The sequence below is a fragment of the Rhodococcus indonesiensis genome (assembly GCF_047782815.1).
Taxonomy (GTDB): Bacteria; Actinomycetota; Actinomycetes; order Mycobacteriales; family Mycobacteriaceae; genus Rhodococcus; species Rhodococcus indonesiensis.
On record NZ_CP180630.1, the window covers coordinates 5,258,463 to 5,276,726 of the forward strand.

The 18,264-nt window shown below is 71.4% G+C and carries 18 protein-coding genes and 1 pseudogene; 15 read left to right on the plus strand and 4 right to left on the minus strand.

Annotated elements, in window-relative coordinates; genetic code table 11:
- The first annotated feature begins 19 nt into the window (after nt 1-19).
- From ACM26Y_RS24210 to ACM26Y_RS24225, 4 genes are all read left to right on the plus strand, one after another.
- Nucleotides 20-1,003 carry an ROK family glucokinase gene (locus ACM26Y_RS24210; RefSeq protein ID WP_416062167.1) on the plus strand — a complete coding sequence of 328 codons (984 nt, stop codon included), beginning with the start codon at nt 20-22 and terminating at the stop codon, nt 1,001-1,003.
- An 83-nt stretch (nt 1,004-1,086) separates the two neighbouring features.
- Nucleotides 1,087-1,977, plus strand: coding sequence for an AAA family ATPase (locus tag ACM26Y_RS24215; protein ID WP_003938702.1), 891 nt, complete (start codon nt 1,087-1,089; stop codon nt 1,975-1,977).
- A gap of 8 nt (nt 1,978-1,985) precedes the next feature.
- Nucleotides 1,986-3,101: a vWA domain-containing protein gene (locus ACM26Y_RS24220; protein ID WP_017680148.1), complete on the plus strand. Its 1,116-nt coding sequence runs from the start codon at nt 1,986-1,988 to the stop codon at nt 3,099-3,101.
- Complete coding sequence (locus ACM26Y_RS24225; protein ID WP_416062168.1) at nt 3,094-4,233, plus strand: XdhC family protein; 1,140 nt, start codon at nt 3,094-3,096, stop codon at nt 4,231-4,233. Before ACM26Y_RS24220 ends, ACM26Y_RS24225 begins: the two co-directional genes overlap by 8 nt.
- An 11-nt stretch (nt 4,234-4,244) precedes the next feature.
- On the opposite strand, the gene ACM26Y_RS24230 is transcribed toward ACM26Y_RS24225, so the two are convergent.
- Both ACM26Y_RS24230 and ACM26Y_RS24235 read right to left on the minus strand, forming a co-directional pair.
- Complete coding sequence (locus ACM26Y_RS24230; RefSeq protein WP_416062169.1) at nt 4,245-5,711, minus strand: aminotransferase class I/II-fold pyridoxal phosphate-dependent enzyme; 1,467 nt, start codon at nt 5,709-5,711, stop codon at nt 4,245-4,247.
- Nucleotides 5,712-5,749: 38 nt separating this feature from the next.
- Nucleotides 5,750-6,211, minus strand: a complete 462-nt coding sequence (locus ACM26Y_RS24235; protein WP_416062170.1) for a DUF6098 family protein — start codon at nt 6,209-6,211, stop codon at nt 5,750-5,752.
- Between the two features lie 198 nt (nt 6,212-6,409).
- Here ACM26Y_RS24235 and ACM26Y_RS24240 point away from each other — a divergent pair, with 198 nt between their 5' ends.
- The 5 genes and pseudogenes from ACM26Y_RS24240 to ACM26Y_RS24260 all read left to right on the plus strand — a co-directional run bounded on the left by ACM26Y_RS24240 (nt 6,410) and on the right by ACM26Y_RS24260 (nt 11,922).
- Complete coding sequence (locus ACM26Y_RS24240; protein WP_003938697.1) at nt 6,410-6,913, plus strand: (2Fe-2S)-binding protein; 504 nt, start codon at nt 6,410-6,412, stop codon at nt 6,911-6,913.
- Entirely contained in the window at nt 6,910-9,297 is a 2,388-nt protein-coding gene (locus ACM26Y_RS24245; RefSeq protein WP_416062171.1) for a xanthine dehydrogenase family protein molybdopterin-binding subunit, read from the plus strand. Before ACM26Y_RS24240 ends, ACM26Y_RS24245 begins: the two co-directional genes overlap by 4 nt.
- Nucleotides 9,294-10,151 (plus strand): FAD binding domain-containing protein, encoded by an 858-nt coding sequence (locus ACM26Y_RS24250; RefSeq protein ID WP_416062172.1) that lies wholly within the window; start codon nt 9,294-9,296, stop codon nt 10,149-10,151. Before ACM26Y_RS24245 ends, ACM26Y_RS24250 begins: the two co-directional genes overlap by 4 nt.
- 38 nt (nt 10,152-10,189) lie before the next feature.
- Nucleotides 10,190-10,882, plus strand: a pseudogene (locus ACM26Y_RS24255) (SRPBCC family protein); the annotation flags it as partial.
- A 137-nt stretch (nt 10,883-11,019) separates the two neighbouring features.
- Nucleotides 11,020-11,922 (plus strand): LLM class F420-dependent oxidoreductase, encoded by a 903-nt coding sequence (locus ACM26Y_RS24260; RefSeq protein ID WP_416062173.1) that lies wholly within the window; start codon nt 11,020-11,022, stop codon nt 11,920-11,922.
- A gap of 67 nt (nt 11,923-11,989) precedes the next feature.
- Here ACM26Y_RS24260 and ACM26Y_RS24265 read toward each other — a convergent pair whose 3' ends face one another.
- Nucleotides 11,990-12,724, minus strand: coding sequence for a helix-turn-helix transcriptional regulator (locus tag ACM26Y_RS24265; protein ID WP_416062174.1), 735 nt, complete (start codon nt 12,722-12,724; stop codon nt 11,990-11,992).
- A gap of 94 nt (nt 12,725-12,818) precedes the next feature.
- On the opposite strand from ACM26Y_RS24265, the gene ACM26Y_RS24270 reads away from it, so the two are divergent.
- The 6 genes from ACM26Y_RS24270 to ACM26Y_RS24295 all read left to right on the plus strand — a co-directional run bounded on the left by ACM26Y_RS24270 (nt 12,819) and on the right by ACM26Y_RS24295 (nt 17,973).
- Nucleotides 12,819-13,268: a hypothetical protein gene (locus ACM26Y_RS24270; RefSeq protein WP_003938687.1), complete on the plus strand. Its 450-nt coding sequence runs from the start codon at nt 12,819-12,821 to the stop codon at nt 13,266-13,268.
- Nucleotides 13,269-13,338: 70 nt separating this feature from the next.
- Nucleotides 13,339-13,815, plus strand: a complete 477-nt coding sequence (locus ACM26Y_RS24275) for a hypothetical protein (protein WP_124259007.1) — start codon at nt 13,339-13,341, stop codon at nt 13,813-13,815.
- A gap of 1 nt (nt 13,816) precedes the next feature.
- Nucleotides 13,817-15,643, plus strand: a complete 1,827-nt coding sequence (locus ACM26Y_RS24280; protein WP_416062175.1) for a glycoside hydrolase family 15 protein — start codon at nt 13,817-13,819, stop codon at nt 15,641-15,643.
- Nucleotides 15,644-15,695: 52 nt separating this feature from the next.
- A complete protein-coding gene (locus ACM26Y_RS24285) occupies nt 15,696-16,337 on the plus strand; it encodes a hypothetical protein (RefSeq protein WP_052455305.1) in 642 nt (213 codons plus the stop codon).
- Nucleotides 16,334-17,737 carry an FAD-binding oxidoreductase gene (locus ACM26Y_RS24290; protein ID WP_416062176.1) on the plus strand — a complete coding sequence of 468 codons (1,404 nt, stop codon included), beginning with the start codon at nt 16,334-16,336 and terminating at the stop codon, nt 17,735-17,737. Before ACM26Y_RS24285 ends, ACM26Y_RS24290 begins: the two co-directional genes overlap by 4 nt.
- Nucleotides 17,738-17,784: 47 nt before the next feature.
- Nucleotides 17,785-17,973, plus strand: a complete 189-nt coding sequence (locus ACM26Y_RS24295; RefSeq protein ID WP_416062177.1) for a hypothetical protein — start codon at nt 17,785-17,787, stop codon at nt 17,971-17,973.
- A 7-nt stretch (nt 17,974-17,980) separates the two neighbouring features.
- On the opposite strand, the gene ACM26Y_RS24300 is transcribed toward ACM26Y_RS24295, so the two are convergent.
- Nucleotides 17,981-18,232 carry a hypothetical protein gene (locus ACM26Y_RS24300; protein WP_003938681.1) on the minus strand — a complete coding sequence of 84 codons (252 nt, stop codon included), beginning with the start codon at nt 18,230-18,232 and terminating at the stop codon, nt 17,981-17,983.
- Nucleotides 18,233-18,264: the final 32 nt, after the last annotated feature.

Below are 18,264 nucleotides of genomic sequence, written 5' to 3' on the forward strand. Positions count from 1 at the left end.
AGTCAGGGAGAGAACAGACATGGCACTGACCATCGGAATCGACGTGGGCGGCACCAAGGTTGCCGCCGGCGTGGTCGACGAACACGGCACTCTGCACGCCCGGCTCCGCCGCGCCACGCCGTCGGACGACCCTGCCCGCACCGAGGACGTCGTCGCCGACGTCGTGCGCGAACTCCGCGCCGCGCACGACGTGTGCGCGGTGGGGATCGGCGCCGCCGGGTTCGTCGCCTCCGATCGTCGTACCGTACTGTTCGCCCCCAACCTCGCGTGGCGCGGCGAACCGCTCGGGGCGGCCGTCGAGGCCGCGTGCGGGCTGCCGACCGTCGTCGAGAACGACGCCAACGCCGCCGCCTGGGGCGAGGCGCGCTTCGGCGCGGGCCGCGGCGCCCGCACCGCGATCGTGCTCACCGTCGGCACGGGCATCGGTGGCGGACTGATCATCGACGGCGCCCTGCACCGCGGATCCTCCGGGCTCGCTGCGGAACTCGGCCACCTCAACGTCGAACCGCACGGGCGTCGCTGCGGGTGCGGGAACCACGGCTGCTGGGAGCGGTACGCCAGCGGGCGGGCCCTGGTGCGGGAGGCGCAGGAGATCGCGAGCGTCTCGCCCGCGCTCGCCGGCCGGCTGCTCGAGCTGGCCGGCGGGCGTGCCGAGCAGATCACCGGGCACCACGTCACCACCGCCGCCCGCGAGGGCGACGCCGCCGCGCTCGAGTGCTTCCGCACGATCGGCACGTGGCTCGGGCACGGCATGGCCGACCTCGCGGCGTTCCTCGACCCGGAGGTCTTCGTCCTCGGCGGCGGAGTGTGCGAGGCCGGGGAGCTGCTGCGCGGCCCCGCCGTCGCCACGTTCGCCCAGCGGCTGACCGGACGCGGGCACCGCCCGGCCGCGCCGGTGCGCCTGGCCGAACTCGGCCCCGACGCCGGGATCGTCGGCGCCGCGGACCTGGCCCGGCACCGCACGGACGACACCCCGCGCCTCGAGGTCGTGGCCGTCGCCTGACCGCCGAGCTGCTCGGTCCCCGCCCGCAGTGCCCGGGGATCGGAAAACGCACCTCGGCAGCGGCGCTGCCATAGGCTCGCACCATGACGGCAACGGCGGCGATCGGCTCACCGGCGGAGCTGACGCGGGCACTGGACACGACCGGGTACCTCGCCGACGACGGGCTCGCGACGGTGGCGTTCCTGGCGCTGCGCATGGGCCGCCCGCTGTTCTGCGAGGGGGAACCCGGCACCGGCAAGACGTCGCTGGCCGTCGCCCTCGCCGACGCGCTGGGCCTGCCGCTGATCCGGTTGCAGTGCCACGAGGGCATCGACGCGTCCCAGGCCCTCTACGACTGGGACTTTCCCCGGCAGCTGCTGCACCTGCGCACCCTCGAGGCCGCGAGCGGCGGCCGCCTCGAGGCCGAGGAGGCGGAGCGCTCGCTGTACACCGAGCGGTTCCTGCTCGCGCGGCCCCTGCTGCAGGCGCTCACCGACGCGCCGTGCGTGCTGCTCGTCGACGAGATCGACCGGGCCGATGACGAATTCGAAGCCTTCCTGCTGCAGGTGCTCGACGAGAACGCCGTCACCATCCCCGAACTCGGACAGGTGCGGGCGCAGACGCCGCCGCTCGTGGTGCTCACCTCGAACCGCACCCGCGAGGTGCACGACGCCCTCAAACGCCGCTGCCTGTACCACTGGCTCGAACACCCCGACCTCGCGCGGGAAGTGGAGATCCTGCGCCGCCGCATCCCGGGCATCGACGAACACCTCGCGGCGCAGGTCGCCCACGCCGTGCAGGCCATGCGCGGGATGGACCTGCTCAAACCACCCGGGGTCGCGGAGTCGCTGGACTGGGCACGAGCGCTGCGGGAACTCGACCGCGACGTGCTCGACGCGACGACCGCGGCCGCGACCCTCGGTGCCGTCCTGAAGTACCGGGAGGACCTCGACCGGGTGGTCCGCACCGGGCTCGACCGGCTCCTGACGGGGTGACAGCGGCGATGACGACGACCACCGACGCCGGGGGTTCCCTCGTCGGACTCACCGGCTTCACCCGCGCCCTCGCCGCGGCCGGCCTGTCCGTCGCCTCGGACGCCACCGTGGCCTACCTGCGCGCCCTGCGCGAGATCGACCTCGGCGACCGCCGTCAGGTGTACTGGGCCGGGCGCGCCACCCTGTGCCACGACCCCGACGACATCCCCCGCTACGACCTCGCGTTCGAGAGCTGGTTCGGCGGAACGGCACCCGACGTGACGTCGCCGCGCACCCGCACTCCGCGCCGGGCCCGCATCGCGGGCCTCACGCCCTCGGGAGGCGACGAGACCGCCGGCGGCGGCCCCGAACTGCGGGTCGCGGCGGACGACACCGACGTGCTCCGCCGGCGCGACATCGCGGAACTGACCGACGCCGAGCGGGCACACCTCGCGGAACTGATCGCGACGCTGCATCCGCGGCCGCCCACCCGTCCGGCGATGCGGCTGCGCCCGTCGCGCCGGGGCCGCATCGACCCGCACCGCACGGTGCGCCGGATGCTCGCGGCCGGAGGCGAACCCGTCCGGCCGAGCCGGCACGGCAGGGCGACCCGGGCGCGCCGGGTGGTGCTGCTGCTCGACGTCTCCGGCTCGATGAGCCCGTACGCGGACGCGCTGCTGCGGTTCGCGCACGTGGTGACCCGCGCCGATCCCGCCCACACCGAGGTGTTCTCCCTCGGCACCCGCCTCACGCGGCTCTCGCGCGCGCTGCGGGCCCGCGACCCGGAACGCGCCCTCGCCGCGGCGGGCCGGGCGGTCCCCGACTGGGCGGGCGGTACCCGGCTCGGCGAGACCCTGCGGGCTTTCCTGAACCGGTGGGGCCGGCGCGGCCTCGCGCGCGGCGCCGTCGTGGTGATCTTCTCGGACGGGTGGGAACGCGGCGATCCGGCCCTGCTCGCCGAGCAGCTCGCCCAGCTGCGGCGGCTCGCCCACGCCGTCCTGTGGGTCAATCCGCACGCCGGGGCAGCCGGGTACGAGCCCGTGCAGTCCGGCATCGCGGCCGCCCTGCCGCATCTCGACCGTCTGCTCGCGGGGCACAGCCTCGCGACGCTGCAGGAACTGCTGGAGGAGGTCCACCGTGCGTGAAGTTCTCGACGAACTCGAACGTCGCTACCGGGCCGGTGACACCGTCGCCCTCGGAACCGTGGTCTCGACGTTCCGGTCCGCGCCCCGCGCACCGGGCGCCGCGATGCTCGTCGCCGGGGACGGCACGGTGACCGGCAGCGTCTCCGGCGGTTGCGTGGAAGGCGCCGTGTACGAGCTCGGGCAGCAGGTGCTCGACGACGGTGTGCCCGTGTTGCAGCGGTACGGCGTGTCCGACGACGACGCCTTCGCCGTCGGCCTCACGTGCGGCGGCATCATCGACGTGTTCGTCGAACGGGTGGATGCCGCCGCGTTTCCCGAGCTGGGTGAAGTCGTCGCGTCGATGCGGGCCGAGGAGGCCGTCGCGGTCGCCACCGTCACCGAACATCCCGATCCGGCATGGGTGGGGCGTCGCCTGGCGGTGTGGCCGGATCGCGCGCGCGGGTCGCTGGGGTCGGCGCGGGCGGACGACGCCGTCGCCGACGACGCGCGGGGTCTGCTCGCCGCGGGCCGGACCGCGACGCTGCACTACGGGCCCGACGGGCAGCGCCGGGGCGAGGGCATGTCGGTGTTCGTCCACTCCTTCCAGCCGCCGCCGCGGTTGCTGGTGTTCGGCGCCATCGATTTCGCGGCCGCCATGGCGCAGCTCGGCTCGTTCCTCGGCTACCGCGTGACGGTGTGCGACGCCCGGGGCGTGTTCACCACCGCCGCCCGGTTCCCCGCCGCCGACGAGGTGGTCGTGGACTGGCCGCACCGCTACCTCGCCGCCGAGGCGGCCGCGGGGCGCGTGGACTCGCGCACCGTGGTCACGGTGCTCACCCACGACCCGAAGTTCGACGTGCCGCTGCTCGAGGTGGCGTTGCGGCTCGACCTGGCCTACGTGGGCGCGATGGGCTCGCGGCGCACGCACGAGGACCGGTCGGCGCGCCTGCGTGAAGCGGGGATGACGGAGGACGAGCTCGCGCGGCTGTGCTCTCCCATCGGGCTGGATCTCGGGGCGCGCACACCGGAGGAGACCGCGGTGTCGATCGCGGCCGAGATCATCGCGCTGAAATGGGGCGGCCGCGGCGAGCACCTCGCCCGCACCGCGGGCCCGATCCACACCCACGAGGACACCGCAGTGCCGGGTCAGTAGGGGCGCGGCGGTCAGTTCTCAGTGACCACCCGGAACTGCTCGAGCGAGGTGTCGGTCGCGTCGGGAATCGTCATCCCGGCGTTCACGCCGCTGCGCAGGTAGTCGACGACGGCGTCGTCGAGGCGCTCCCCCGGCACGACGGCGGGAATGCCCGGTGGGTAGGGGGTGATCTGCTCGGCCGCAATGCGCCCGGCGGCACTGCTCGCATCGACCATCTCCGCCTTGCCGAAGAACGCGTCGCGTGGCGACATCACCGAGTCGAGCTGCAGTTCCCCGGGACTCGGCAGATACATCTGCGGCGGCGGATCGAACGACTCCGCGGCCTGCGACAGCGACTCGAGCGCCGAGACGAGCCGATCGGTGGTGCTCTCGTCGTCGGCCATGGACAAGGTCGCCAGGATGCGCCGGTGATCGGTCATGCCGAGATCGAGCCGGCAGTGCTCGCGCAGCCAGTCGCTGCACTGGTAGCCGGAGACGCCGAGTTCGCTCACGTCGATCAGGACCTGGAGGAGATCCAGGTCGTGTGAGGCCTCCTCGCCGAGCAGGCGGTCCTCGAGGACGGTGAGGCCGTCGATCCCGGCGATCCGCTCGCGGGTCCGCCGGGCCAGTTGCAGGGCGTCGCCGAGCAGTTCGGTGCCGTGCTCGACCATCTGCCGGCGCCACCCGTCGATCGCCGAGTAGATCATCACGTTCGGGCTCGTCGTCATCAGCAGATCGGCGCAGGCCGACAGGTGCGCGCCGTCCACCAGGTCGCGCTGCAGGTGATAGACCGATCCCTGCTCGAAGCCGGCACCCATCTTGTGGACACTGACGACGCAGATGTCGGCGCCGGCGTCCATCGCCCAGGTGGGCAGGTCGTCGTGGAACGGCAGGTGCGCACCCCACGCCTCGTCGACGATGAGGGGCTTGCCCCGCTCGTGACAGACCTTCGCGATGCCCTCGATGTCGGCGCACGTGCCGTAGGGACTGGGACTGACGATCAGCGCGCCGGCCGCGTCCGGGTACTTCTCCCACGTCTCTCGCACCTGTTCCGGCGACGGCGGATGGGAGAAGTGCATATCCTCGTCCCAGCGGGGCGTGATCCAGCGGGGCGTGACGCCGCTGAAGATCAGACCGGCCACGATCGACTTGTGCGAGTCCCGGCCGACGAGCAGTCCCCCCGGATCGTTGCCCGCCACCGCCATCATCGCGGCCTTCACCGACAGCGAGCTGCCACAGGTGGAGAAGAACGCCTGCTGCGCTCCGACCGCCTCGGCCATGAGCTGCTCCGCCCGCGACAGGTAGCCATTGCGCGACCTCCGGTCGTCGAGGCCTCCGGAGGCGAGCACGTCCGAGCGGAACGGATCGAGCCCGAGCACTTTCGTCACCCGCGGGTCGGCGCCGCGGCCCTGCCGGTGGCCGGGCGGGGAGAATCCGTAGCGGTCGAGTCGGTGGTACTGATCCAGCGCATCCAGCATGGGAGTTTCGGACTGGTCCATGCCCGACGGGTACCCCGCGCGCGCTCCCGCGACGCGACTCAGCTCCGCGAATCGTTCCCGACGCGGAACCGGGCCCGGTAGCACTCGGCCGCCTCGTCGAGCAGCTCGTCGGACAGGCGTGCCAGCGGGCGGGCGCGCACGACGAGCGGTTCGTGGTCCGGCCCCTCGCCGACCACCGTGCCGGTCAGCAGCCACGCGAATCGGCCGCTCTCGCGGCCCAGCTCGGCGTACTTGCGGATCCGGCGCGCCACCCAGTCGACGGCGGGCCGGGGCCACCACGGCTCCGGGACGATCGTGGTCACCGACAAGCCGGGCAGTGTCACGTCGGCCTCGTAGTCCTTGCTCGGGCCCTTCCGCGCATCGCTGTCCGGACCCTTCGAGTACCGCAGGTAGATCTCGGAGTCGTGGGACATCACCAGGTCCGTCAGTTCCGCCAGGCTGCCGACGACGGGCAGTTCCCGTCCGGCGTCTCGCTCGACGATCTCCTCCACCGCGGTCACCTCTCACCTCCGCCTGTCGCTCTCCGACGAACGTGTCCGTGCGAATTCCCTCGGCCCGGCCGCCGCAAACGCGGGAACAAGGTTGATCCGCCACCGATTCGGCGAATCGGCGTGTTCGGTAGTCACCGTTGGAGCACAGTGTCAGTGAACACTTCTCGACGATCTTGGATCCCGGATGTTCCCGGCATTGGAGGCCCGATGCGCATCACTGTCACCGTCGACGGGACGGCCTACACGGACGAGGTGGAACCGAGGCTGCTGCTCGTGCACTACCTGCGCGAGCGGCTCGGCAAGGTCGGCACCGTGGTCGGCTGCGACACCAGCAACTGCGGCGCCTGCACCGTGCATCTCGACGGCCGCAGCGTCAAGTCCTGCTCGGTGCTCGCCGTGCAGGCCGACGGTTCGGAGGTCACCACCGTCGAAGGCCTGTCCCGCGACGGCGTGCTGCACCCCGTCCAGCAGGCGTTCCACGACAACCACGCCCTGCAGTGCGGCTACTGCACGCCCGGCATGATCATGTCGACTATCGACCTGCTCGAGGAGAACCCCGATCCCGACGAGCAGGAGGTGCGGCTCGGCCTCGAGGGCAACCTGTGCCGCTGCACCGGTTACCAGAACATCGTGAAGGCGGCGCTGGACGCGGCGCAGAAGGCCCGCGCCGCCGAACTGCAGACCGACGCGGCGGCGGGAGGCGGACGATGACCAGTACCGTCGAACCGGAGATCGGCCAGGCGCGGCGGCGCAAGGAGGACGAGCATCTCGTCACCGGACGCACCCGCTGGACCGACAATCTCGTCCTGCCGGGGATGCTGCACATGGCGATCCTGCGCAGCCCGTTCGCCCACGCCCGCATCACGTCGATCGACACGTCGGAAGCCCGGCAGCGGCCCGGCGTGGTGGCGGTGCTCACCGGTGCGGACGCCTCGCCGGAGCAGGGCAGCCTGCCGTGTGCGTGGGTGATCACCCCCGACATGAAGATCCCGCCCGCGCCGGCGCTGGCGGTGGACACGGTCAACTTCGCCGGGGAGGCCGTCGCCGTCGTCGTCGCGCGCAGCGCCTACGAGGCCCACGACGCCCTCGAGGCGATCGACGTCGACTACGACGATCTGCCCGTGGTCCTCGACCTGGCGGACGCGGCCCGCGACGGCGCCGACCTCGTGCATCCGGACCTCGGCACCAACGTCAGCGCGACGTGGACGTTCGATTCCGCCGAGGCCGGCACCGGAGGCGACGTCGAGCAGACCATCCGGGACGCCGAGGTGGTCGTCGAGCGCACGTTCCGGCAGCAGCGGCTCATCCCGGCATTCATGGAACCCCGTTCCGTGGTCGTCGACCCGACCGGGCCGCAGATCACGGTGTGGTCGGCCACGCAGGTCCCGCACATCCTCAAGATCATGCTGGCGATGACGCTCGGCATCCCCGAGCACAAGCTGCGGGTGATCGCCCCGGACGTCGGCGGTGGCTTCGGCGGCAAACTGCAGGTGACGCCGGAGGAGTTGCTCGCCCTGCTCGTCGCGCGCCGGCTCGGGAAACCGGTGAAGTACACCGAGACCCGCAGCGAGTCGATGGTCGCGGCGCATCACGGCCGCGACCAGATCCAGAAGCTCACCCTCGCCGCGCGCCGCGACGGCACCGTCGTCGGCCTGAAGGTCGAGCTGCTGGCCGACATGGGTGCCTACCTGCGGCTGGTCACCCCCGGCGTGCCGATCCTGGGCGCGTTCATGTTCAACGGCATCTACAAATTCGGCGCCTACCACTTCACGTGCACAAACGTGTTCACGAACAAGGTGCCCACCGACGCCTACCGCGGCGCGGGCCGGCCCGAGGCGACGTTCGGGATCGAACGGATCATGGACGAGCTCGCCGCCGAGCTGTCGATGGATCCGCTCGAGCTGCGCGCGAAGAACTGGATCCGGCACGAGGAGTTCCCGTTCGACACCGTCGCGGGCCTGACCTACGACTCCGGCAACTACGAGGCCGCCACCGCGAAGGCCCGCGATCTGTTCCACTACGACGAGCTGCGCCGTGAGCAGGAGGAACGTCGCGGCCGGAACGATCCGGTGCAGCTCGGCATCGGGGTGTCGACCTTCACCGAGATGTGCGGCCTGGCGCCGTCGCGGGTACTCGGCTCGCTCAACTACGGGGCGGGCGGCTGGGAGCACGCCGCGATCCGGATGCTGCCCACCGGCCGGGTCGAGGTGGTCACCGGTTCGTCGTCGCACGGGCAGGGGCACGAGACGGCGTGGAGCCAGATCGTCGCCGACCGGCTCGGTGTGCCGTTCGAGGACGTCGAGGTGCTGCACGGTGATACGCAGAGCTCCCCGCGCGGACTGGACACCTACGGATCCCGGTCGCTGGCCGTCGGCGGCGTGGCGGTCGTCAAGGCCGCGGAGAAGGTGATCGCGAAGGCCAGACCGATCGCGGCGCACATGATGGAGTGCTCGGAGGACGACCTCGAGTTCGCCGAAGGCCGGTTTCGGGTGAGGGGCACCGAGAAGGCCGTGGGCATGAGCGACATCGCGCTCGCGGTGTTCACCGCCGCGGACCTGCCCGAGGGCATCGAACCCAACCTCGACTCCGAGGCCACCTACGACCCGGACAACTTCTCGTTCCCGCACGGTACGCACCTGTGTGCCGCCGAGGTGGACACCGAGACCGGCCAGGTGCGTATCCGCTCGTACGTGTGCGTCGACGACGTCGGGCACGTCGTCAACCCGCTCATCGTGGAGGGGCAGGTGCACGGGGGTCTCGCCCAGGGCATCGCGCAGGCCCTCTACGAGGAGGCCGTGCACGACGAGTCCGGCACCCTGCTCAGCGGCTCGTTCGCCGAATACCTGCTGCCGTCCGCTGCGGACCTGCCGACGTTCACCACCGACCGCACCGAGACCCCGGCGGTGGGAAACCCGCTCGGTGTCAAGGGAGTCGGCGAGGCCGGCACGATCGCCTCCACCCCCGCGGTGGTCAACGCCGTCCTCGACGCCGTGCGTCACCTCGGCGTACGGGACATCGAGATGCCGTGCACGCCGATGCGGGTGTGGCACGCCGTCGAATCAGCCCGGAACTCGGCTCAGGGAGGCGCCCGATGATCCCGTCGACGTTCGACTACGTCGCGCCCACCACCGTCGACGAGGCCGTCGCCGCCCTCGCCTCGGCGGGGGAGGACGCCAAGATCATCGCCGGCGGGCAGTCCCTGATGCCGGTGCTGCGGCTGCGGCTGGCGGCCCCCACCACGCTCGTCGACATCGGACGGATCCCGGAGTTGCGGGGTGTCCGCGAGGACGGCGGCGACCTCGTGATCGGTGCGATGACCACGCACCACGATGTGATCCACGATCCGCTCGTGCGGGAGCACGCCCGGTTGCTCGCCGAGGCCACGAGCACGGTGGCCGACCCGCAGATCCGGCACCGGGGCACTCTCGGCGGGGCACTGGCCCACGCCGATCCCGCCGGGGATCTCGGCGCGCCGGTGCTCGCGCTCGAGGCGACCCTCGTCGCGGCCGGACCGTCGGGGCGGCGCAGCATCCCCGCCGCGGACTTCTTCGACGACTACTTCACCACCACCCTGCAGCCCGAGGAGATCCTCGTCGAGGTGCGGATCCCCAAGCGCACGGGGTGGGCGGCGCGGTACGAGAAGTTCAACCGTGTGGCGCACGCCTGGTCGATCGTCGCGGTCGCCGCCACCGTGCAGACCGACGGCGGCACGATCCGGCAGGCCCGGGTGGCGCTGACCAACATGGCGGCCGTGCCGGTCCGCGCGCACGCCGTCGAGCAGGCACTCGTCGGGCAGCCCGCGACGGCCGACACCATCCGGGCCGCTGCCGAGCAGGCCACCGAGGGCACCTCCCCCATGAGCGACGGCAACGCCGACGCCGACTACCGTCGCCAACTCGCGCGGGTGCTCACGCGCCGTGCGGTGTCGACGGCAGCGGACATCGCCTGAGCAAGCACTGTTGCCTGAACAAGCACTGGAGACGACCCATGCAACTCGAACACCACATGTCCGTGCCGGCACCCGTCGAGGAGGTGTGGACGGCCCTGCTGGATCCGGAGAAGGTGGCACCCTGCATGCCCGGGGCCACCCTCACCGGCGTCGACGGCAACACCTTCACCGGCACCGTGAAGATCAAGATGGGGCCGGTGCAACTGCTGTACAAGGGCACCGGGAAGTTCGTCGAGACCGACGAACAGGCCCGTCGTGCCGTGATGGAGGCCGCCGCGAAGGATTCCCGCGGCAACGGCACCGTGAACGCGACGTTCACGATCACGCTCACCGGCGACGGCGACCGTACCGAGGGCACCGTCGTGACGGACCTGTCCATCACGGGCAAGCCCGCCCAGTTCGGCCGGGGCATGATCTCCGACGTCGGCGGCAAGATCATCGAGCAGTTCACGGCGTGCCTGGCGGACAAGCTCGGCGGCCCACCCGCCGCACCGGCCCCGGTCCCCGCCCCGGAAGCGGCCGCGGAAGCCGTCGCGCCCGCCGCCCCGGCAGGACCGCCCCCGGAAGCCGCCCTGGCCACCCCGGTGACGCCCGCACCCCAGCCCAGCGAGGCCGCACCCCTGGACCTGATGCAGTACGCCCGCGGGTCCGTCCTGAAACGGGTCGGCCCGGCGGTCGCCGTGTCGGCGGTGGCGGCGCTGGTCGTCTACCTGGTCCTGCGGCAGCGCCGGCAGCGCCGGCAACGCCGTCGCACCCCGGTGGGCCGGGCGGCACCTCGCAGGGCCGGATGCCGATCGCGGGGTGCGTCGCGTCGGCGGGCGCAGGTCCGGATACGGCGGGGGTGAAGAGCGGCGATCGCTCACCCGGAATGAAACCGGATCCCCCGAAGGTTGGATCCGGGGTGACCGATTCGACGAAGGCAGAGAACACGACACAGACTCCCCCGCTCGGCCGTTTCGGCGTCTGGCGGCACGCGACCGGCCTCCCACCGGAGACCGGAGCCGAGATCGAGAAACTCGGTTACGGCACCATCTGGATCGGCGGCTCACCGCCCGCCGACCTCGAGGTGGCCGAACGTCTCCTCGACGCCACCGAGAACATCGTCGTGGCCACCGGCATCGTCAACATCTGGACCGCTCCCGCCGACGAGATCGCCGCCTCCTACCACCGGCTCGAGGAACGCCACCCCGGCCGCTTCCTGCTCGGGATCGGCGTCGGCCACCCCGAGGCGCACGGTGAGACGTACCGCAAGCCGTACACGGCACTGGTCGAATACCTGGACGTGCTCGACCGCGAGGGCGTACCCGAGGCGCGGCGGGTGCTCGCCGCGCTGGGACCGAAGGTGCTGAAGCTGTCCGCAGACCGGTCCGCCGGGGCCCATCCGTACCTCACCACCCCCGAGCACACCCGCGAGGCGCGCGATGTCCTCGGCCCGGACGTCGTGCTCGCCCCCGAGCAGAAGATCGTGCTGTCCACCGACGTCGCCACGGCCCGCACCATCGGCCGCAAGGCCGTGGCCAACCCGTATCTGAAACTGCGCAACTATCGGGCGAATCTGGAACGCACCGGCTTCACCGCCGAGGAACTCGACAACGACGGCACCGACCGGGTCGTCGACGCGCTCGTCGCGCACGGCGACGCGGAGTACATCGCGACCCGGCTACGAGAGCACCTCGACGCCGGGGCGGACCACGTCGCGGTGCAGGCCCTGCCGATGCGCGACGACCCGGTGCCGGCCCTGCGCGAGGTGGCCGCGGCCCTCGGGCTCTGACGTCCGGACGGGACCGCGCCGGCCGGTGCGGTCCCGTCGTCCGCGGCGGGAGCGGTGCGGCGCCGGTTCACCGGTCCCCGCTCCGGATCCGGACGCAGCAGAATCCCGGTTCCGGGGCGAGTTCTGTGTCGAGCTCGGCAGTGTCGAGACCGGCAGCCCCGAGCCCGGCGACGACCGCCTCGACCAGAGCGAGGTTCATGCCACAGACCAGGTCCCGGTGTTCGCCGGCCAGCCGGTCGAAGGGGCAGTTCGCCAACCGGATCTGCCCGTCGCCGGACAGGCGCGGCTCGTAGCCGTGCCGGGCGAGCACCCGCGCCACGCCCTCGAGGCCGGCCGGTGCCTCGACATCGTCTCCGTTCGCGGGGCCGTCCGCCGGGGCCGGCTCCGCCGCGATCCGCCGTCCCCGCTCGGCGGCGGCGGTCCGCACCGCGTCCGCGACGGGCACCGACTCACGCATCGATCGCTCGATGGCAGTTGCCAGAATCTCCCCCGCCAGGTCGTAGCGACGCTCGGGCAGGGAGATCGACAATTCCTGCGACGAGCGCCGGTAGAGCTTCGACGGCCGTCCTGCGCCCGGGCCGGTCCGTCCCGAAAGCCGTCGGAACTCCGTCTCGAGCAGACCGTCGGCGACGAGCCGGTCGAGATGGAATTTCGCCGTATGCACCGGCACCCCCACCGCGGCCGCCGCCTCCTCGCGCCCGACCGCGCCCGCCTGCGCGACGACGTACCGGTAGAGCGAGCGCCGGACCGGGTCCGCCAGCGCCCCGATCCCCGCAGCCTGCTCCGCAAACTCGTCCTGCACGCTCGCTCTCCTTCTAAAAGAGAAACTTCTTGACGTAATCTACGTCACAGATCTAAAATAGATACTACCCTCTTTTAGAAGTCAGGAGACTTCGATGAGCCCCTCACCTCTCTCCCCTGCCACGTCCCCTCGCACCCGCATCGACGCCGACGCCGGAGCCCGCCAGGCATTCGTCCTTCTGCGGACCGTCTTCACGGTCGCTCCGATCGCCTTCGGTCTCGACAAGTTCACGAACCTGCTCACCGACTGGGAGCGCTATCTCGCCCCGTGGATCGACGACATCGTCCCCGGCACCGCCCACCAGGCCATGCTCGCGGTAGGAGTGGTCGAGATCCTCGCCGGCATCCTCGTCGCGATCCGACCTGCGATCGGCGGCTACGTCGTCGCCGCATGGCTGCTCGGCATCATCGTCGATCTGGTCACCCTGGGCGGCTACCTCGACATCGCATTGCGCGACGTCGGACTGGCGGTCGCCGCCCTCGCCCTCGCCCGGCTGGCCACCGCCCCGGCCGCCCGGCGCAGAGTCACCGCCGGCACCCCGTGAATTCGAGCGGCGGGTCCACGGCGGACGCCGACCGTGGACCCGCCGCTCCCGCACCCGAAGGTGAAATGCCATGGACTGGGCCGGATGGGCACTCTTCGGATCGCTGGCCACCACCGTCCTGACGGCGGTCATGATCGCCGCCCAACTGGCGGGTTTCAGCCGACTGGACCTGCCGTTGGTGCTCGGCACGGCCGTCACTCCCGACCCGGACCGTGCCCGGGTGGTCGGCTTCTTCGTCCACCTCGCGATCGGCCAGGGTTTCGCGCTCGGGTACGCCGCCACCTTCGCGCTTCTCCATCAGGCGACGTGGTGGCTCGGCATGATGCTCGGCCTGCTGCACGGCGTCGTCGCCTTGACGGTCCTGCTGCCGCTGTTGCCGGGCGTACATCCACGCATGGCTTCCCGGCGAGCCGGTCCGCGCAGCACCGCGGTCCTCGAACCGCCCGGCCTGCTCGGCCTGAACTACGGTGCCCAAACTCCGGCCGTCGCCGTCGTCGCACATCTCGTCTACGGCATCGCACTCGGACTGTTGTTGCAGGTGTCCTGAAGTGACCTCCACGGCAAGCGCTTTCGATCGGATCAGGGACGACGCGGCCGTGCCGTCCCGGATCGAGGACTACGGCCTGCTCGGCGACACTCGCACTGCAGCGCTGGTCTCCGACGACGGATCGCTCGACTGGCTCTGCGTGCCGCGCTTCGACGGAGATCCCGTCTTCGGCCGGCTCGTCGGCGGGGCGCAGGCCGGACGGTTCCGGCTCGGGCCCGAGGGTCCTGCCCCCGTCGTCCGGCGCCGCTACCGGACACACACCGCGACGCTGGAGACCACCTGGGATCTCGGCAACGCCCGGCTCACCCTGCGCGAGGCGATGATCGCGGAGGTGGCCGGGCGGCTGCTACCGACGACGGTCCTGGTGCGACAACTCTCCGCCGAGGGCGAATTTGCCCGCGCAGTAGTCGATTTCGATCCCATGCTCGGTGAACGGCACCGTTCTCCCAACGTGCGGCGGCGCGGCCGCGATCTCGTGTGCGAGTGGGGCTCGCTCGCCCTGTCGCTTGCATGCGATTCCGAAACCCCGATCACGCCGGGCCGGCCGGCCTCGATCACCGTGACCCCCGGGCATCCGGTCACCTTCGTCCTGGCCGTGGCCCACCGCGAGCCGCTGATCCACCTCGCTCCCGACGCCGCCTGGGGCCTCGTGGCCGAGGACGAGGCCCGCTGGCGGACGTGGACGGCCGAGATCGCCCACGACCTGCCCCACCGGGAGGCCGTCGTGCGAAGCCTGCTGACGCTGCGTCTGCTCACCTATTCCCCTTCCGGCGCACCCGTCGCCGCGCCGACGACGTCGCTGCCCGAACGGCCCGGGGGCATCCGAAACTGGGACTACCGCTACGCCTGGCCGCGCGACGCCGGCATCGGCGTCGCAGCCTTCCTGGGAGTGGGCAAGGTCGACGAGGCACGCGGGTTCCTCGGGTGGCTCCTGCACGCGAGCCGTCTGCAGCGACCCCACCTGCCGGTCCTGTTCACACTCGACGGCCGTCCCGGACCCGCCGAACGCACGCTGGCGGGATGGCCCGGCTTCGCCGGCAGCGCCCCCGTGCGGTTCGGCAACGACGCGGCCGACCAGCACCAACTCGACGGCTACGGCTGGGTCGTCGACGCGGCGTGGGGGTTCGTCCGGTCCGGCCGCCCGCTGTATTCCGAAACCTGGCGCATGGTGCGTGGATTCACCGATCATGTCTGCGAACGGTGGGCCGAGCCGGATGCCGGCATCTGGGAGATCCGTGGCGACGCCGCCCACCATGTGCACTCGAAGATGATGGCCTGGCTGGCCCTCGACCGTGCCCTGCGCATCGCCGAGACCCATCGCCTGCCCGCCCGTCGCCGCCGGCGCTGGCGCGCGGTGCGGGACGCCGTCGCCGCAGAGGTGCGCGATCGCGGTTTCGACCGGCTCGGAGACCGCTACACCCGCACCTACGGCTCCCGCGACGTCGATGCCGCCCTGCTCGTGCTTCCCGTTCTGGGTATCGACGACCCGGACTCGCACCGGGTGCGGGGCACGATCGACGCGATCCGGCGCGAGCTGTCGGCCGGAGGCCCGCTGCTGTACCGGTATCCGCCCGGACAGGACGGACTGCCCGGAGGCGAGGGCGCATTCCTGCCGTGCTCCTTCTGGCTGGCCCAGGCACTGGCTCTCACCGGCCGGCGGGCGGAAGCCGAGGAGCTGTTCGAAACCCTGCTGCGGCACACCGGCGCCCTCGGCCTTCTTCCGGAAGAGGTGGATCCCGCCACCGGCGCCTTCCTCGGCAACTATCCGCAGGCGCTCACGCATGCCGCGGTCGTGCAGGCCGCCCTCGCCCTCCGGACCGTCCGATGAGCGGGACCGCCGGGACCTTCTCTCCCCGGCGCCGATGTGGAACAGTTTTCTCATGGCGATCCGCACGCTCGCCGCAGTCACGACAGCGGTGAGTGCCTTCGTCCTGTATCGCCGGTGGCACCGGCGCTGGGGAGCGACGACTGCCGAGTGCGCCGGCCCGATGCCCGGAGACGACATCCTCTCCTCGGCCGCGTTCAGCGCGACCCGCGCCCTCACGATCGACGCGCCGGCCGAGTGCGTGTGGCCGTGGATCGTCCAGGTCGGCTACAACCGGGCCGGCTTCTACTCCTACGACCGTCTCGACAACCTGGGGCGGCCCAGCGCGACGACGATCGATCCGCGTCTGCAGTGCGTCGAGGTCGGCGACGTGGCGGCGCCGATGGCGAGTCCGGCCACGGCGGCGACGTCCTTCCGGGTGCACTCCTTCGATCCGGGGCGCTACCTGGTGTGGGCGAAGCCGGATTCGACGTGGTCGTGGCGCCTCGATCCCGTCGACGGCGGGCGACGGACCCGGCTCGTGAGCCGGTTGCAGGCCGCCTACCGGCCCACACCGTCGCTGCCGCTCACCGTCGCACTGATGGAACTGGCCGATTTTCCGATGATGCGCAGGATGCTGCTCGGCATCCGGGAGCGCGCCGAGCGCCTCGCGGCCCGCGAGTCCGCTCGTTCCTGGCAGGTTCGGGAGGACACATGACTCACACGACCGGCGACCTCGGCATGCTGCGGGCCGCGATGGAGGGGCCGGTGCTCGGACCCGGCGATCCGGACTACGACGAGGCCCGCAAGGTGTGGAACGCCGATATCGACCGCCGTCCGGCCGCGATCGCACAGTGCCGGAGTACCGCCGATGTTCAGGCGGCGATCGCCTATGCGACCGGGCACGGACTGGAGCTGGCTGTGCGCGCGGGCGCCCACAGCACCGCAGGCGCGTCGGTCGTCGACGACGGCCTGGTGATCGACCTCGGATCGATGGATCACGTCGTCGTCGACCCGGAGCGCAGACGGGCGCGGGTCGGTGGCGGCGCCCTGCTGCGTGATCTCGATGCCGCCACACAGGCCCACGGACTCGCCGTCCCGGCCGGGCTGATCAGTCACACGGGCGTCGCGGGACTCACGCTGGGGGGAGGAATGGGCTGGCTCACGCGGCAGGCCGGATTGACCATAGACAACCTCGAATCGGCCGAGGTGGTCACCTCCGACGGCCGGATCCTGCGCGCCGCCGAGGACGAGAATGCGGACCTGTTCTGGGCCATCCGGGGCGGCGGCGGAAACTTCGGTGTGGTGACGGAATTCGAGTTCCGCCTGCACGAGGCCGGTCCCGTCGTGCAATTCGGACTCCTGTTCTGGGGCCTGGATCAGGGCACCGAGGTGCTGCGGCTCGCCCGGGAGGTGATCGGTACGCTGCCGCGCGAGCTGAACATCGTGATCGCCGGCGTGAACGCCCCACCGGCCCCGTTCGTGCCCGAGCAGTACCATCTGCAGCCCGGCTATGCCCTTCTGGTCACCGGTTTCGGAGCAGCGCAGACGCACGAGGACGCGCTGACGCGAATTCGGCGCGCTCTGCCACCACTGTTCGAGTTCGTCACGCCGATGCCCTATCTCGACGTGCAACAACTGCTCGACGAGAGCAACGCGTGGGGCTTCCACTGCTACGACAAGGGCTGCTACCTCGAAGCTCTCTCCGACGACGTCATCGAGACCGTGGTCGAGTTCGTGCCGCAGAAGACTTCGCCTCTGTCGCTCCTGTTGTTCTACCGGCTGGACGAGGCGTACTGCGAGACCGGGGAGGACGACACCGCCTTCGGGGGCGGACGGACGCCACGCTTCGCCGTCTTCATCGTCGGCGTCTGTCCCGATCCCGCACTGCTGCCACCGGAGCGAGCCTGGGCCCGGTCCCTGTGGGATGCCCTGCGCCCGTATTCGGTCGGCATCGGCGCGTACGTCAACTCCATGACCGAATTCGAGCAGGACCGGGTGCGCGCCACCTACGGTCCGGACAAGTACGCGCGATTGGCCGAGATCAAGGCGAAGTACGATCCGCACAACGTCTTTCACCGGAATGCGAACATCGTTCCCGGCGTACGTCACGCGTGACACCGGGTGGACGTCCCGGCCGGATGCGACCGGACGACTACGCTCCCGTGGACCGATACGGATCGGTGATCTCCCGGCTCACCGCTACCGACGTCGAATGGTCGGTCGGCGAGGGGCCGGAGATCCGGGGACCGATCTCCGCGATCCTGTTGCTGCTCACCGGCCGTCGCGCGGCGCTGCCCCGGTTGTCCGGCCCGGGTGTGGACGATCTGCGGGCACGGGTGGCGACCGGGTGATCCGGGTTCAGGACGAGCCGTCTCGCTCCCACGCCGCGGCGATCTCCGGGTATCCCGCCGCGATCTCGTCGAGCCGTTCGTCCGAGGCGGTCTCGATCTCGGCACGGTGCCGCTGCGCCGCCACGAGGGATCCGTCGAACTCCCCCGATGTCGGCACCGGACTCTGTTCACCGGGACCCGGGGCACTCGTCTCCAGGGCACCGATGATCTCGTCGAGCCGCTGAGCCACGAACCTGCGCTTGTCGTTGTGTGTCTCCATACGAACCGGCATACCCGGCTCGCTGCGCGTCA

Bases quoted from the DNA above. Each gene is read 5' to 3' on its own strand.
- ACM26Y_RS24210 (WP_416062167.1), top strand. From the start codon at position 20: ATGGCACTGACCATCGGAATCGACGTGGGCGGCACCAAGGTTGCCGCC.
- ACM26Y_RS24215 (WP_003938702.1), top strand. From the start codon at position 1,087: ATGACGGCAACGGCGGCGATCGGCTCACCGGCGGAGCTGACGCGGGCA.
- ACM26Y_RS24220 (WP_017680148.1), top strand. From the start codon at position 1,986: ATGACGACGACCACCGACGCCGGGGGTTCCCTCGTCGGACTCACCGGC.
- ACM26Y_RS24230 (WP_416062169.1), bottom strand. From the start codon at position 5,711: ATGGACCAGTCCGAAACTCCCATGCTGGATGCGCTGGATCAGTACCAC.
- ACM26Y_RS24240 (WP_003938697.1), top strand. From the start codon at position 6,410: ATGCGCATCACTGTCACCGTCGACGGGACGGCCTACACGGACGAGGTG.
- ACM26Y_RS24245 (WP_416062171.1), top strand. From the start codon at position 6,910: ATGACCAGTACCGTCGAACCGGAGATCGGCCAGGCGCGGCGGCGCAAG.
- ACM26Y_RS24250 (WP_416062172.1), top strand. From the start codon at position 9,294: ATGATCCCGTCGACGTTCGACTACGTCGCGCCCACCACCGTCGACGAG.
- ACM26Y_RS24260 (WP_416062173.1), top strand. From the start codon at position 11,020: ATGAAACCGGATCCCCCGAAGGTTGGATCCGGGGTGACCGATTCGACG.
- ACM26Y_RS24270 (WP_003938687.1), top strand. From the start codon at position 12,819: ATGAGCCCCTCACCTCTCTCCCCTGCCACGTCCCCTCGCACCCGCATC.
- ACM26Y_RS24275 (WP_124259007.1), top strand. From the start codon at position 13,339: ATGGACTGGGCCGGATGGGCACTCTTCGGATCGCTGGCCACCACCGTC.
- ACM26Y_RS24285 (WP_052455305.1), top strand. From the start codon at position 15,696: ATGGCGATCCGCACGCTCGCCGCAGTCACGACAGCGGTGAGTGCCTTC.
- ACM26Y_RS24290 (WP_416062176.1), top strand. From the start codon at position 16,334: ATGACTCACACGACCGGCGACCTCGGCATGCTGCGGGCCGCGATGGAG.
- ACM26Y_RS24300 (WP_003938681.1), bottom strand. From the start codon at position 18,232: ATGGAGACACACAACGACAAGCGCAGGTTCGTGGCTCAGCGGCTCGAC.